The organism is Sphingomonas sp. Leaf4 (genome assembly GCF_920939515.1).
Classification (GTDB): domain Bacteria; phylum Pseudomonadota; class Alphaproteobacteria; order Sphingomonadales; family Sphingomonadaceae; genus Sphingomonas.
In genome coordinates this window covers 22,171-37,216 of record NZ_CAKLBB010000021.1, presented here as the reverse complement: position 1 = coordinate 37,216, position 15,046 = coordinate 22,171, and the positions used below count along the sequence as shown (strand labels likewise).

At 60.2% G+C, this 15,046-nt stretch carries 11 protein-coding genes and 1 pseudogene; 1 reads left to right on the top strand and 11 read right to left on the bottom strand.

The window, feature by feature from the left end; genetic code table 11:
- Positions 1–75: 75 nt before the first annotated feature.
- The 11 genes and pseudogenes from LRA89_RS19760 to LRA89_RS19710 all read right to left on the bottom strand — a co-directional run bounded on the left by LRA89_RS19760 (position 76) and on the right by LRA89_RS19710 (position 13,279).
- On the bottom strand, positions 76–318 hold the full coding sequence (locus LRA89_RS19760) for a hypothetical protein (RefSeq protein ID WP_230772718.1): 243 nt from the start codon (positions 316–318) through the stop codon (positions 76–78).
- A gap of 126 nt (positions 319–444) precedes the next feature.
- A protein-coding gene (locus LRA89_RS19755) for an IS3 family transposase (protein ID WP_230772716.1) occupies positions 445–1,628 on the bottom strand; the annotation gives its coding sequence in 2 pieces (ribosomal slippage) (positions 445–1,346 and positions 1,346–1,628; 1,185 coding nt in all).
- A 29-nt stretch (positions 1,629–1,657) separates the two neighbouring features.
- Positions 1,658–2,878 (bottom strand): FAD-dependent oxidoreductase, encoded by a 1,221-nt coding sequence (locus LRA89_RS19750; RefSeq protein WP_230772715.1) that lies wholly within the window; start codon positions 2,876–2,878, stop codon positions 1,658–1,660.
- A 264-nt stretch (positions 2,879–3,142) separates the two neighbouring features.
- A pseudogene (locus tag LRA89_RS19745) lies at positions 3,143–3,352 on the bottom strand (IS5/IS1182 family transposase); the annotation flags it as partial.
- A 226-nt stretch (positions 3,353–3,578) separates the two neighbouring features.
- The gene (locus tag LRA89_RS19740) at positions 3,579–4,418 is read right to left on the bottom strand and encodes a phosphoadenosine phosphosulfate reductase family protein (protein ID WP_230772714.1); all 840 of its coding nucleotides are present in this window, start codon (positions 4,416–4,418) and stop codon (positions 3,579–3,581) included.
- A complete protein-coding gene (locus LRA89_RS19735; RefSeq protein WP_230772713.1) occupies positions 4,415–7,720 on the bottom strand; it encodes a hypothetical protein in 3,306 nt (1,101 codons plus the stop codon). The genes LRA89_RS19740 and LRA89_RS19735 overlap by 4 nt, the downstream gene beginning before the upstream one ends.
- Positions 7,717–8,640 carry a DUF4007 family protein gene (locus tag LRA89_RS19730; protein ID WP_230772711.1) on the bottom strand — a complete coding sequence of 308 codons (924 nt, stop codon included), beginning with the start codon at positions 8,638–8,640 and terminating at the stop codon, positions 7,717–7,719. The genes LRA89_RS19735 and LRA89_RS19730 overlap by 4 nt, the downstream gene beginning before the upstream one ends.
- A 9-nt stretch (positions 8,641–8,649) precedes the next feature.
- Entirely contained in the window at positions 8,650–9,828 is a 1,179-nt protein-coding gene (locus LRA89_RS19725) for a cysteine desulfurase family protein (protein ID WP_268934959.1), read from the bottom strand.
- Positions 9,829–9,921: 93 nt separating this feature from the next.
- Positions 9,922–11,931, bottom strand: coding sequence for a DNA sulfur modification protein DndB (locus LRA89_RS19720; RefSeq protein WP_230772708.1), 2,010 nt, complete (start codon positions 11,929–11,931; stop codon positions 9,922–9,924).
- A gap of 14 nt (positions 11,932–11,945) precedes the next feature.
- Entirely contained in the window at positions 11,946–12,521 is a 576-nt protein-coding gene (locus LRA89_RS19715) for a hypothetical protein (RefSeq protein WP_230772707.1), read from the bottom strand.
- Positions 12,522–12,700: 179 nt separating this feature from the next.
- Entirely contained in the window at positions 12,701–13,279 is a 579-nt protein-coding gene (locus LRA89_RS19710) for a recombinase family protein (RefSeq protein WP_230772706.1), read from the bottom strand.
- A gap of 300 nt (positions 13,280–13,579) precedes the next feature.
- Here LRA89_RS19710 and LRA89_RS19705 point away from each other — a divergent pair, with 300 nt between their 5' ends.
- Positions 13,580–15,034, top strand: coding sequence for a hypothetical protein (locus LRA89_RS19705; RefSeq protein WP_230772705.1), 1,455 nt, complete (start codon positions 13,580–13,582; stop codon positions 15,032–15,034).
- Positions 15,035–15,046: the final 12 nt, after the last annotated feature.

Sequence of the window (15,046 nt, the reverse complement as noted above, 5' to 3'; positions counted from 1 at the left end):
GCGGCATACAACCTTCAGCTGCTCGCCCGGCAGGCCGCGGCGGCCTGATACGCGGCGTATCCCCGGTGGCCGGCGTCACCAGCCATCCGCCACGCCGATTTCGCCCAGGCCTTTTTCAACGGTCTCGAACGGTTGTGACACCGGCGGGATGTCAACGTTATTTGGTTTCAATGCTGCGAGCTGCAAAGCAAATAAGTCCCCAATCCCAGCCGTTCCCAAGTACGCAGCGAACGCGATGAGCGAGCGGCAGGTTCTGGCAGAAGCTGCCGTTCGTGGCAAAACCGCGAACGACGCATGTTGGTCGGGAGCGGCCGCCATCCCTTCCGCGCGACGACCCAAATGTGGTCATCCACGGCACAATCCGCGCTTCCTCAAACCGGCCGTTTGTTCATCGGGTGGCGAAGAGCTCAACTGATCTTCCCCCGGTTCGGCGGACACGCTGGGTTAGCCGGTCATGCGCTGCTCGGCCTGTTCGGGCGTGAGATACCCGATGGCTGAGTGCATGCGGTGCCGGTTGTAGTATCCCTCGATGTATCCGAACAGCGCCTGCCTCGCCTCGGCCCGCGTCGCCCATCGGCACTGATGAACGAGTTCGACCTTGAGGGTGTGGAAGAAGCTCTCCATCGGGGCATTGTCGTAGCAATTGCCGGTGCGGCTCATCGAGGGCACCGCGCCGATTACCGCCAAGTAATCGCAATATGCACCGGCCGCGTATTGCGACCCCCGATCCGAGTGGCAGATGAGGCCAGGCGCTGGTCGTTGCCGCTGGGCTGCCATCATCAGCGCGGCGAGCGGCAGCTCGGTGCGCATATGGTCGCGCATGGCCCAACCCACGATCTTGCCGGTCGCCAAGTCGAGGACGGCCGCGAGATACAGCCAGCCCTCCCCGGTGGCGATGTAGGTGATGTCCGCGAGCCAGACCCGGTTCGGCGCAGATGCCGTGAAGCGCTGTGCCAGCAGGTTCGGGGCGATCGGCAGGTAGTGGCGGCTGTCAGTGGTGCACGGCCGGAACCGGTGCCCGGCCAGCGCGCGGATGCGATGCCGGCGCATGAGGCGCTCGACGCGGCCACGGCTGCACCAATGGCCTTCCGCGCACAGCGCGGCATGCATCCTGGGCGACCCGTATCGTCCCTGATGGCGCGCCTGAAGGCGGCGGACATCGTGCAACAGGGCCAGGTTCGCTGTTGTTCGAGCACTCGGTGCGCGACCACGCCAATCGTAATAGCCGCTGCGCGACACGCCGAGCATGCGGCACATGACATTCACCGGCCAGGTGGACGCATGCTGCTCGATAAAGGCGAACTTCACTGCGGCATCTCCGCAAAGATGCCGACGGCTTTTTTTAGGATGTCGCGCTCCATCCGCGCCCGGTCCAGCTCGCGGCGCAACCGCGCGATCTCCGACGCCTGATCCGCTGGCGACGCCATCGTCGATACTGGCGGCTTGGCCGCCGGGCTTGCCGGCGGGGCGCTGCCCTCCTGCAACCGGCGCTGCCAACGGCGGAGCATCGTCGGCATGATCCCCAACTCGGCGGCCACCTCGGTCTGCAGCCGACCGCTCGTCTCCCACAGCGCCACCGCCTCACGCTTGAACTCGTTCGTGAACCGACGCTTCGTCATACTCGCCATCAAAACACCTCCTGGCTCCGCAGAGCCTATCATCGGTGTCCGTCAAACCAGAGGAAGATCACAACGACATCCGTAGGCGCATCTGGTCCGAAGAAGCGGGAGAGGTTGGCCGCGCTGAGCTGTGCGACCGGACCGCTGCGTGCGAACATGTCGCACTCAAAGGCGGCCAGCGCACCTTCGCAGTCATCTGAGCTGTGGACCAGTGCATGCCCCAGCTCCGCGCCGTCGAGCATAGCGAGGTTTGCACCTTCACCTGCGAAAGGTGACATCAGATGCGCCGCGTCACCCAACAGCGTGACGCCCGGCACTCGCGGCCAAGTGAGCAAAGGAGGCAGCGCGTGAATGGCACGCACGATCGGCAGCGAGTCGCCGCCGGCGATCAGCGCCCGGAGCGGCGGTGCCCATCCATCAAACAAGGCCGCTACGCGCTTGGTCGCGGAACCCACGTCGTTCGTCAGCCAAGCCTCCGGCCGGTTTACCGCGACATAGGTATGGATGCTCCCGTCGGAGTTGCGGTGCGCCAGGATGCCCTGACCAGGCGCCACCGCCATCAGCGTGCCCGAGCCTATCACCGCAGCCGCGGCGCCCGCGCGTGGATCGTCGGCGGCTAGGTCAAGCTCAAGGAAGCAGGTGCCGGTATACATCGGGCAGGCGTCGGTCACGAGCGGCCGGACCCGGGACCAGGCGCCGTCCGCGCCGACCAGCAGCGTCGCCTCCGTCTGCGAGCCGTCAGCGAACGCGACCGCGTAGCGGCCGCATCCGATCGGCTGGATCGAGACGACCTTCTGGTCCCAGCGAACCATGCCGGCGGGCAACGCATCCAGCAGCAACCGGCGAAGCTCGCCCCGATCTACCTCCTTCCGTGCCGAGGCGGGGTCGCCAGGCCGGTCGAGCAGCACCGTGCCGTCCCGGTCGACAACCCGCTTGGCATCCTCGCCTGTCCGCACCAATCGTCGGAAGGCGTCGAGCAGACCGACCGTGCGAAGCGCACGCTGGCCGCTGTGCTCGTGCAGGTCTAGGAGGCCGCCCTGCGCTCGCGCATCTGGCGATGCCTCACCTTCGTAGACGGTGACTGCCATCCCGTGCCTGTGTAATATGCTGGCAAGCACCAGACCGCCCAGGCCTGCGCCGATGATGGTGACGTCTTCTCGCATGCGTTCGCGCTCCTCGCTCGCACGGATCGCGCCCGCGCCGACGTTTATGGAGCCGCTGGCCGGCGAAACCGCCTGCCTGTGCGCGAGGGTGATCACAACCACGCCATCGTTTTTCGCAGCGTGATCTAATTAGGACGAGATCACGTTTCAGGCAATCGCAAGGCGACAGGCTCAACGACCCAATCCCCGCCATTTCAGGCGCCTTTCGCCTTCCCAACTTCCGACATTCATTCGTCAGTGGGCGATCAGCCTACAGCGCCGCTGGAACGGCGAAGACTGATCCAGGCCATTTAAAAACGCGTTTTCGGAACCGGAACTGGCGGTGTCGTGACAAAGTGCTGAGCAGATGTGCACTGCTGCTCAGGTCCGCGTTGCTGCGATCAGCGGTCGGAGGCCGAAGATGGCAATCAGTCTCTTCAGCTTGTAGGCCAGGATGTGGAGACTAATCTCCGTCCTGACGTGCCTCAGTGTTTGCATGAGCAAGTTCGTCGACTGTATCTAGGCTTTCAGCGTGCCGAACGGGTCTTCTACTGTTTGCCGGCGGATGCCCATCGCGTCTGGCCTCAGATCATCTACCTCATGCTTAATTGATTTATCCTTCAAGGCAGAATCGAAGCCTGCGCTAGCACCAACCGTTATCGATCCAGAGAGCTCGATCGCGACGGTGTAGTGTAAAGACATGCCCACTTTGGCTCGCGCGAAGTTGAGCAGGACCAACTCATCGGACATAGTCGCGACCGCTGCTCGGATCATTTTAATCAACTCGGCAAAGAATTGTTTATATTGAAATTAATCCTTACTTATGACAGATAACACAACTACCTGCAGCTTCGTCAACCCCGTAAACATCGTCGATAGTATCATCAGTTTCGGCAGCTAACGGATTCTTAGGTCGCCGCTTTTTCAGCCGGGCAACTCGTCGCTCGTAGTCCAGTTCAATGGCTTCAACACGCTTTGGTTCGATAAGCTCGGTCAAGCTTTCGCCTTGACTCCAAGTGAAGGGCGATCCGCCCTCAAGAGCAGTCTTCTCATAAGCGATCGCTTTTTCAAATTCGTCCGGATGGTGTGACGCGAGCCTTACCCATTCGATTTTCTGCTGAAAAAAGCAAAACGTGCATCCCGATCGAGAACGCCAGCTATAATACTCGGGCTCGCCTACATCGGCTTGCTGCAGAAGCTCGATGACGCCGGCGCGATCAATCCCAGCTTCGCGAAGGGGAAGATGTACGAGCATGTTTTCATGTGTCGCCTGATACCCCTCGCGCGATGGTTCGTCTGCTCGGATCGCGACATAGGAATGGATCGTCGTGCCGGCCTCCAGCGAGGGCCGGATCCAATGCTCCAGCGGCCGCAGCTTTAGCTGACGCGTGCACCACCTGGTCCGCGGTGAGGGCAGAAAGTTCCCGTATTCATCAAGCCAAAAATCGAAATCCCGGTCCGGGTTAAGGCGCTTGATCGGCTTTCCGAGGAACCCCTCGAGCCGGTCGAGGAAGGTGTAGACCTCCGGGAGCTCCTTACCGGTATCGGTGAAAAAATACTCTATCGGGAGATCCGGGCGATGCTGACGCATGTAGACCGCCAAGGCGGCGCTATCCCGCCCGCCTGAAATCCCGAGGATGTGGCGTTCTTGCTTCATGCCGCCTCCATGTCCTGATCGGCCGCCAGAGAGGCAACTGCCCGTGCAAGCGCGGCCATCTGAACCCGGTCGAGCCCGTTGCTCTTCCGGAGGGTCTTCAGAACCTTCTCGGCCAGCATCGCAGCGTCGATTTTTTCCGGCTCGGTGAGGACGAAGGATCTCAAGAGTGGCGGCGTGCGAGGATCAACGCCGATGACCAAGGCCAGCGCCTCGGTGTTTGAACGGCGATCCCTAACGACTGCCAAGGCTTCAAGCTCGCGAAACTGACGACCGAACCGTGCCATCTCGAGGAGCGCTTGCTCGCGATCGCGGTCGGACCATCCATGCGCTGGCTTGTGGAGCAGCACACTGGCGACTCCTTCGATGTCCCCCTCCCCGCGCTCGAACGCTGCGGCGCGCATGGCGAAGCCTTCGAAGGCGTAATCGTTGGTCAAATCCTTGATCGATGCCGCCCGCTCTTGCGCACCCAGGAAGGTGTTCGGGTCCACCGCCAAGGCCTTTGCGAGGGCTCCTTGGAGCTGGGCGAGGAGCTTCGGATATGCTGCCGTCGTCTCGTCAAGCGCGTCAATGACAGCTTGGGCGGTTAGACGGTCGCCAAGCGTGGCCGGCAATGCCTCAAACAACAAAGCTTCAGGATCCCGGGCTTTGAGCACAGCGTTGCGGATTTTCTTCCCATCGGACGATACGCTGTCCGTTCGCTGAGCATAAGCGGTTAGGCTCTTGAACCGTTGGAACAGCGCTTGCGCTACGGGCAACGATGAGCTCTCGCCTTCGAGGCCGAAATGACGCGCCAGTTCGCTGAGGAAAGCGGCCTCTTTCGTGGACCGATCGACGCGCCTGACCCGTATGTCCGCCGGCTTCTGAAGAAGCTTGTCGACGAACACGTCATCGATATCGGTCTGGAAAACTCCGTCCAGATACACCGCGAGGTGGTCACGGTTCGCAAGCAAGATAGCCAAAGCGAGCACTGGCATGATCCCGGCCTTCATGCCGAAAGGGGGGTGCGACCAGGTGGCGTAAACGTCCGCGAGCGAGACCTCGGACGCGTCGGCCAACACGGACCAGGCCGGCTTCAGCGTTGGCCCATCGCCGCCATCCTGAGGCTCTCTGAAATCGTAACGACCGCCATCATCGGTCCCGTGAATTCCGAAAGGCTTCAGGACCGTGAGATATAGCCCCATCTCAGCGGGGAAGCCCTCGAAACCCAGGTTCGGTTCGGTCGACCTGTGCACCATGGCATGCCCCAGTTCCCGAACCGCTGCCATCGCGCTCGACGATGGCCGATCGCGCTGGAGCAGTTCACTTTTCAGTATCGGAGCCAAACCGTAGGCGGTGTCTGCGAGCGCAGTGGCGACGATCGAGATGGGTTCGCGCAGCGACTTCGGCGGCGAGGACGCCAGCCACCACCGCGCCCGATTGAGTGCGGCTTCCAGTTCGCGGTGAAGGACGTCGACGCTGCCAGCCCTCCGCGCCGCGATCTCGCGGCGGGCGATCCGGTCGCCTTCAAGCTGTGGATGGTCACGGAAAACCCGTTCCACCGCAAAAAGATCGGAAGCGCTTGAGCGAAGCGCATGGCTATTCGAAGCGCCGGCGACAGCTGCAACGATACCGGCCTTGTGCAGGTGCTTCGCGATCGCCTTGCACCGGCTGTCGACATCGGCGACGTCCAGTGATCCATCGCTCAGCGCAAGAAGGAGCACCCCACTTCCGCGGCCGCGACGGGCCGCTAGTCGGGCTGCGAGGTCGGTCGGCGTATCGTCGCGCGTCAGGAGCTGAACGACGATTTCAAATGTCCGCAGGGCTCCTGTCCTGAAGTAGTGGCGCTTCGCAGCCGCGAACCCGAGGCCGACACGCTGCGGAATGGAGGCGAGCTGCTCAAAATCAAGCGAACTCGTAGCACGCGCAATCGCGTCCTCAAGGTCGAAGTCGCTGCCTGCGAACAACGCATATCCACCGAGGCGCGGCTGTCGGATCAGCACCGCCCACTCGACAAGATCGGCGATCGCCGCGCCGCGGTCGACCGCTGCTACATCGGGCACCGCAGCACTGAAGATATCGTCTGCAAGCGCGAGGCCTGAGCCGTTACGGAAGAACTCGATGACGGCCGCTGCCTTGGTCAGGCGAACGTGGATCGCGCCGCCTTTGGCTGCCGCTCGTTCGATGGCCTCGAACGCAAGACTGAACCGACTTCCGTCGCTTCCGTGCGAAAGTGCCATTCCAAAGTTCGAGGCGAGATAGTCCCACAGGCTATCGGGGCCGTATGTCGAGACGCCGTCGCTCGTTGAGCGAAGGAAGTCCTGAAATCCGTGCGGTTCGGCGGAGCTCAGGAAGCCGAAGACGCTCCGCTCATTCTGCGCGAACCGCTGCCGCGACACAGGGCCGAGCAAGAGCGATGTTACCGGATTGAGCGGCCACGTTGCTACCAGGGCGGCCGAGAGAATGGCTTCGTCGGTCGGCTTTCGGCGTCCGATGGCTTCAGCCACAAGGCGCGCTTGTTCTTTGGCCGACTCCGGCGTTTCGGTGCCGGTGATTGCGCTGCCTAACAGGGTGACGGTCTCGTCCGCACCCGCAAGGAACGGAATGTCTTGGTATCTGCCTTGGACCTTGGCCCACTCCTGACGAGCATCGCGTGCGGCGCGCGCGACATACTGGTCGAAAGCCTGATGGAGGATACCAACCACCACCAGCCGGCCTTCCGAGCGAGCGCTTCGCTCCGCTAGGTCCTGGAGAAGGTGGATGTCCCCACCACCCGATGCCTCGTGCTCTAGGAGCTTGCCCAACTCGTCGAGGACGAGAAAAACACCGCTCCGCTTGGCGGAAGCGGCCTGCATCAGGGCTTCGATAAGCGCATCGTCAGTCGCGATCGCGCGGTTGTATGCAGCCTTGCCCCAGTGCAGCGTAGCAACGGCCGCGTCGGCGATCGCCTGACGAAGCCCCATTCGGCTGCCGGTCACGGCTACGATGGCCCAAGGTCCATTCGTTTCGGGAAAGGCGCGCGCATAAACGGCTGTCAGGTCGGCGCCGGCGATTTCCCTAGCAATCGCTCGGTTGTCTGGATGTCCGGCAACAAGATTGGCGACAAGGAGCGCCGCGCTGGACTTGCCGCCCCCGTAAGGACCCGTCCAAGTGAACGCCCCCTGATGACTCTCGATTTGGCTGTCTGCGAGCGTGGTGAGCGCCTTGGTGACGCTTGCTTGCATGACGTAGCCGACTAGCGGCGGTGTGCCCTGCAGATCGGCGTCCAGGCGCGCGGATCTGGCAAACCGTCGGTTGATCTCTACCGTTTCAGACAGAGGCTTCATGCGGCAACCCGATCGTGCAGAACATGCCCGTAGGCATTTGAGATAAGCTTCATGGGCTCGACGTCGCCGAGCCTTTGAACCTGCCGAAGACCCGCCGTGTCCGTCCAGCGCCATGCGCCCGCGGTGACGGCCTCGATCCCCATCAGCCGTGTGATGACCGTATCCTCGTCAAGCTTGAACACGCGGCCCGGCGACCCTGGTGCGTAGCAGACCTGTTCAGCAGTGATCGCGCTCGACCCGCCCTTGGCCTCCCAGAAATCGGCAAGAGCATAGGCGAAGATGCCATCGGGAAGCGTGGGCTTCGGACCACGAACGAACTCGTGCCAGCCCCCTACCCGCGCTTCGCGGATCAGCCCTAGCTCAGCGAGCAAAGGCTCGGCAGCATCATCACCAGCCATCCCGTCACGGCGAACATAGCTGCGCAGGAACACCTCGACATCCCGCTTCAGCGTGTTCTGCGTCGCGCGCCAGCCCCTCGATCGAACAAGCGTCATCAGCTCATCGATCAGACTTCCGGTGTCGAACTCGATTGCCGAAAGCACATTGAAAGCGAAATAGGCTGTCGTTGTCCATTCTGGGCTGCTGGCAACACCCCAATGCGCCAGCCACACGGTCGCGGCATGCTCGAGATATGGATCGTAACCGTCATCGGCCAAGATCGCATGCCCGAGTTCAGTCGGCTTGATGATCCGGTCTTCTTCTTGCAAGAAAGCGGTAGCCAAGCCCCAGTACCGCATGGACACAGCCATGTTGCGGCCCACTCCGAATCGTGCGATAGCCGATTGTTCCTGGAATGTTCCAGGCGAGGCTCCATCGCGGACGGCATCATATGCCTTCTTGAGCCAAAGGAGGCGCAGCGGGAAAGTTTCGTGACCGGCAAATTGGCCACGGACGTCTGAATCGGAAAGCGCATGCCTCATGCCATCCGATTACAGCTTACTGGCGGGATCGTCCAGTGGCGAGCGCTGCCTTCGCACCACTTCAACAAATTGCGGCGCCACGGTTTTAACATCGGCAAGCGTGTTATAGCGTCCAAAGTATAGACGAACAACCGACTGCGCCCGGTCAGGCGGAATACCCATCGCTAGCAAGACATGGGAAGGCAAAAGCTGCCCGGAGGTACACGCCGATCCAGTCGATACACTGGCATTTGGCGCCAGTGATGCAACAAGACTATCAGCAGATATGCCATCTAAGGAAATACTCAAGGAACCGGGGAGCGCCGAGGCGGTTCCCGTCGTAATTGCAAAGCGCACCCCATTGTCGCTGAGATGGGAGCAGAAGGCTCTGGCAAGGGCCTGCCCATGCTCCATGTCTTCATGAAGTCGACTTTTAGCGAGCCGTGCTGCCGTCCCAAACGCGGCAAGAAGATAGGTTGGCTCAGTACCCGGACGCAGGGACCCCTCCTGCTTTCCTCCGTAGGACAATGGCGTTGGCTTCGGTGCGCCGGACGCAACGTACAGCGCTCCGACACCCATCGGGCCATACATCTTGTGCGCTGAAACCGAGAGATAGTCGACCTCAAGCGCATCGACATCGACAGGGATTTTGCCGGCCGCTTGAGCGGCGTCGCAGTGAACTAGCGCCCCCTCGCGATGAGCGATCGCCGCGATAGGACCGACCGGCTGAAGCGCGCCGGTCTCGTTGTTCGCCAACATGACCGACACCAGCAACGTCTCTGAATCTATCAGGCGTTCGGTCGCGTCAACGTCGAGCACCCCTTCCCGGTCGACGGGAGCAAGGATCACGTCGAACCCCCAAGCCTGCAGGCTCTCGGCCGCCTCCAAAACCGCTTTATGTTCGATTGCGGAAACGATGATCTTCCGGCGCGGGCTACCTGATTGCATCGACCATATTGCAATACCCCGAATGGCCAGATTGTCCGCTTCTGTCGCTCCTGACGTGAACACGATCTCGTTCGCATCCGCGCCGATCAGCGATGCAACGTCCTGCCGGGCTTGGTCGAGCGTCGCGCTTGCTCGCGCCCCCGCCCGATGAGGCGAGCCAGCGTTACCAGGATGCGATGATGCAAGCATCATCGCATCCCGCGCCTCCGGGGCTAGTGGCGTAGTGGAGAACCCGTCAAGATATACCGGTTCGCTAGGCATGATCGGGCAGCCCTGCGATCGCTACCCGACATACCTCGTGCGCAAATAGCGGTTGCTGACGTTTAGTTTGCATAGCCCTAGGAAGCAGAGCTTCTACTCCGCATTCGGCAAAGTCAGAGTCTCGCTTTGCTCGTCAATGTCACCATCGACTTCTGGCACGGGCATCACGCCCGGGTCGTCCGACAAGGTTTCCAGTTCAGTATCGTTCGCGCCATCGGCCGAGGCATTTCGCGCTAAGCCAATGATCTCGTTCAGACGTTCGTTGACACGCTTGTTCAACTTAACCTCGGAGAGATCGGGATATTGCGCTTTGACAAGGCCATCAATACCACGCTTCAGGCTCACCAATAAGGGTTTGCTGCCGGGAAAACGCTCCGCTCCCTGTGCTGCCGTTACCTTCTTAATAAAGGTGTTTGGTGCGGTGAGCTTGTACACATAGAAATACCACCATAAAGTTATCAGCGAGCTAATGCGCTGAACCGAAGCTTCTGACCAGGCAATGGCGTTGCCGACAGGACTAAGCCCAACTCCAGCCCAAAGTGCGGTACCGCCGATCGAGGCCTTGACCTTGAATGCATCTTTAGCAGCCATTTCATTTAGAAAGCTTACCCAAGCATCGCTAAATGGCTGCTGTGTATATCCAGGCACAACGCTGTAATGTTGGTAGGCAGATTTAGTTGCCCGAAATAGGGCCTTCTGGAAAACTGCGTAAAACGCCCAGTCGGCTGTCTTGAGCTTATGGAGTTCGGCTAGGGGCTCATCGATTTTGGCGGGGGTGTCTTCACCCCACTGCTCACGTGAGAGTTTCTGTGCTCCCTTTGGTTGAACCATATAGAATGCAATATCGCCCGTCAGCCCGCCTCGCGCGCGCACCTCATCGATGAACGTAGAGTATGGCTGAAACTTCGTGAGGACGTCCAAGATGATGGGGCGCCAAAGTGCAGAGAAGCTGTCAGCAATTGCGCGGACATACGGGGACGAGGGATTGGGGAAAGAGGACTCGAAATCCTTCTTAAGATGATGCTCTTCTACGTACGATGCCAAAGATTTCAATTGATATTTCGCCGTGTTTTTCTTCAGGTACGCGTCAAGACCAACCCCAGCGTCAATAGATGAAACGAACTTTCTGATCTGATCGGGATCCAATGGATCCTTAGGGCGCTTAATGTCTAATATGTCTTTAATGATGGCATACATGAGTTCGACGGTCGTGATAAAAGGCGCGGTGCGCTCGGCGATATTAAACTTGGCAGACTCGTTGTGCTGCCAGTGGATCAATCCGAGTGGGAGGCGGCCAGGTTCTTCCTCGCCAACTCTTGCGGCAATGAGTTCGCGGAGGCATCGCGCCTCGATGTCCTGATCGGATAGGAGAATTTGGCGAGCCCTTGCGACGGTCTTCGAGTGCATATTCAAGTCGATGAATATCTCCCGTACAACTGTCAGGATGGGGTTATCATCCTTTCCAGTCTGCCCATCGGCGAGTACAAATCCTGCTCGCGGATCAAGAACCAAGAACATGACTGAGAGCTTGCTGTCGAAAGTCTTGCTTGATAGGTGGCCGTCTTTGACCAGATCCTTCAACGCCGCGAGACGATGTTGGCCATCGATAGTTGCCGCGAATATCTTTCTAGGGTCCCATCGCAGAGCGCCGTTCGGGGCGGAAGCGTGGGTTACGACTTCGACGCTACCAATGCTCTTAGTTTTCCAGATCGGTGATTTTGCCCACTCCAGCGCCGTTGGTGCTGCCAACGTTTCGCCATACTCCGACGCGAGCATTCCCTCGTCGTCCAACGGAAGGAGGGCAACCGTTAACGTGCTAAAAAACTTGAGCTTGTTGGGCCGCTTCAAATAGCCTTTTACTAGGTCTTCACGTACTCGCTCCCAATCAATCTCACGCTGAAACAGCTCTTCGAGGCGCCAGTTGGCCCGGAGATCTGAGGGAAGATTTTCTACCAGATCAAGCTGATCCACCACACTCTTGAGCGGGATCATTGCTTGAAAAAATGGTATTTCACTGCCGGATAGGTTCATTGTACCTGAAAGGATGGGCCACGCCTCAGTATAATGCGGGCTTTCGGAACCCGGAACGTCGAACTCATTCATGTTAGGTTCCTTAGTTAGCCAATTCGCGAAACATATCCCGGCCGCAATAGCCGGGTTACTATCTCTTCAGTAAGGGTGAGTACCTCTGGGGTCCGCAAAGCCTTTATGTCGGGCATCAAGCGATAGGCAATCACGCACCTATCGATCGCAAGCCCGGTAGACCGCAGGCGGATTGCCAGGTCTGAAGACGGAGCGAGGTGCTGTTTGATCCTCGTTTGCAGCGTCGCCGTTTGCCCAACGTAAAGCGGGGCGCGGAGTGGCATGCATCGTTCTACGATCGTCGCGAGCTCTTCTCTGAAATTGGCGTCCTGCGCATGCTCGCGGAGCACCTCTTGCTTCCGTTGCGAGAGGTGAGAAAAATTATCGAGCGTAAGATGGTACAACGAGCCTGCGCGGGTAGACTGAACGGGCGAGGCACGTTGCTCCACCAGAGCATTGAGGGTCGCTATAAACTCCTCAGGGTCGTCTGTCGGCAGCACTGGGGTAGGCGAAAAGAAGCCGTAAACCCCGGGCGAGTTCGGCAACCGTTCGCAAGCGGCCAAAGCGCCACCTGGGACATCGGCAAAATCGATGCGCTTGAAATCGGTCATCGCTACGCTGCTACAATCCCCTAAGAGCCTACCGGTTCGCACCCGAGCGGTGTGAATTATTCCGATGCGACTGCGTGCCCCCAAACGCGGGCTTGTGCCGATCATCCAGTTGCGCCGCAAGTCGGCCGCTCGATGCCTTGGCTCGATCGGTGCAGATCGTCTTTGTTTTAAGTGCCTCGTCACCGTCCCTCAGCGCTTATTGTTTCCTGCGCCGCGGCGGGCAGATGTCTATATAGCGTAGCAACCGAAACGCCGATGGTTGGGGCGATCTCTCGCGCCGACATCCCCGACGCCAGCAGTTTTCGGGCCGCCTCGACCCGACGCGGAGTCATTACCGTCTTTCGCCCACCTACCCTACCGCCGCGGCGTGCGACGATCAGCGCAGCCGTAGTTCGCTCGCGAATAAGGGCTCGCTCCATCTCGGCCATGGCCGCCATGATATGAAACACCAGCTTGCCGGCTGTTCCACCGGTGTCGATACCATCGGTCAGCGACTTGAGACCGATCCCGCGCCCCGCTAGCTCGGCGGAAAGATCGACCAGCCCCTTCATCGTCCGACCAAGCCGATCGAGCTTCCAGACGACTATGATGTCGCCGATACGCGCATGAGAAAGCGCATCGGCTAAACCGGCCCGGTCGGCTTTTGCGCCGCTCGCCTTGTCCGAGAAGGTACGCTCGCAGCCTGCAGCGAGGAGCGCCTCCAATTGCGGGGTCAGATCTTGCTCAGGGGTAGAGACCCGCGCGTATCCGATCAGCATGGGGCGTTCTCAAAACTCATCTCAAATGACTAGCATAAGCCATCGTTTTCGCGAAAGCGTTTTGAGACACTATCGAGTATGGCTAAGTGCCTCACATCGTTATTGCGGGCGATCATGTGAACGGCGTCGGCTCCTTCCAGGGCCATGGAGCAGGACAAAATGGAAATCAGGACAGCCTGCGGAACTGAATTATGAACACGCTCAACGTCAATCTGCCGCAGACGGCAGCAGGTCCCCTGCCCCCGCCTGAAGGTGCTGCGTCGGCCCCGGCTGGAATCCTCGCGGCAGAGGGCAATATGTATGGCAGAGCTTGATCACAGTTTCGACCTGTTCGAGCGCCGGTCGGGCTGGAAGGCTGAGGAAGTCCTCGTCGTCACGCCATATGTAGAGAAAGAATTTTTCGAACGTCTCGCCAAAGGGCTTAAACCGCGGCGCCTGAGCGTGATCGTCGATGACGGTTGCCGCGTCGATGACGTGGACATGGTCACTGCCGCGGTATCGCAGGTGGGTGGCAGGACGGCGTCCGGCCTGCGCTGCGTACTCGGCTCGGCGACAGGACTGATGCACCTTAAGCTATTCTACATCGTGTGGCAGACCCCGGGGAAGCGAACGGCGCGCACTCTGATTTTCGGATCGGCCAACGCGACGCGGCAGGGGTTCGGCGGATCGGTGAACGCAGAGCTGATCGCCAGCTGTAGCCTGGCTGCTAGGCGGCATGCCGACGTCATCGCATGGTGCGATGCTGCGATCGCCGCTGCCCGACATAAGGGGCATACGGTGGTGGCTGCCGCGAGGGATGTCCAGCTCGGCAACGGCCTGCGATTGAGGCTTCCTGCCCTGAGCGTTGGGCGCAAGAAGTCGGTGCTGACGTCGTTTGACCTTTGGGTGCAGCGCGGGTGGCTCCTTTCGGAATATCGGCCTGACCCTGGCTTCCTGCGGGTTCCCGTTAATCTGGCAAAGGGGCTGAGCCAGACCGAGCAGCAGCGTCTGGTCGCGGACAGTGGCTTCCTCGTGCCCGCTAAGAAGCGCCTCACTTTTCCCTACGCTCTGCCGGAAGGTCAGGCTGCCGGCGACCTGACGAACGACGAGGACGAGGACGAGGAGGATGGCGATCTCGGCAATTGGCGCCGGAAGCTATTCGTCTGGACGCAGCTTGGAGAATGGTGCTCCGAGGATTGCTATGACCTTGAGCATCGCAATTTCAAGAAAAAGAACCACGAAGAACGCGAGGAGCGGCTGCGCAGTCTCGAGACGATGCGATCGCCGTCGGTTCGGCAGCGCGAACGTGCGCGGTTCCTGTCGTCGATGACAAGACTGTGGGCCGACCTTAGGGACAAGGCTGGCGAGATGCTTCGCGGCGATGCTGCTCTTAACGAGAGTTACTACGCTGAGCAGTTTGACCAGCGCGTCGAACGGGACCTGGCGCTGGTCGGCGAGAACGAATTTCGTCAGCGATACCTTCGCGGCTACGAATTGAGCCCGGTCCCCCGCTTCAGGCCGGATGTTCTGGGATGGCGAGAGTTCATCGACAGCCTCACGCGGCAGCTATGCCTCGATCACGCTCGCTCCCGGAGCCAATCGCGATTGCTCCATGCCGTCCGCAACGCCATCGAAGCCATCGGAAAAAGCGCGGGCGTGTTCGAAAAACCGGCTGAGTTACGCGAACTTCTGAGGGATATCTTAGCGGCGGGTGACGCCGGCAACGCAGCAATGGCTAAGGCGGCGAAGCTCGTGACCCGCTATCACCGGGAGTAAGTGCCCGGACCT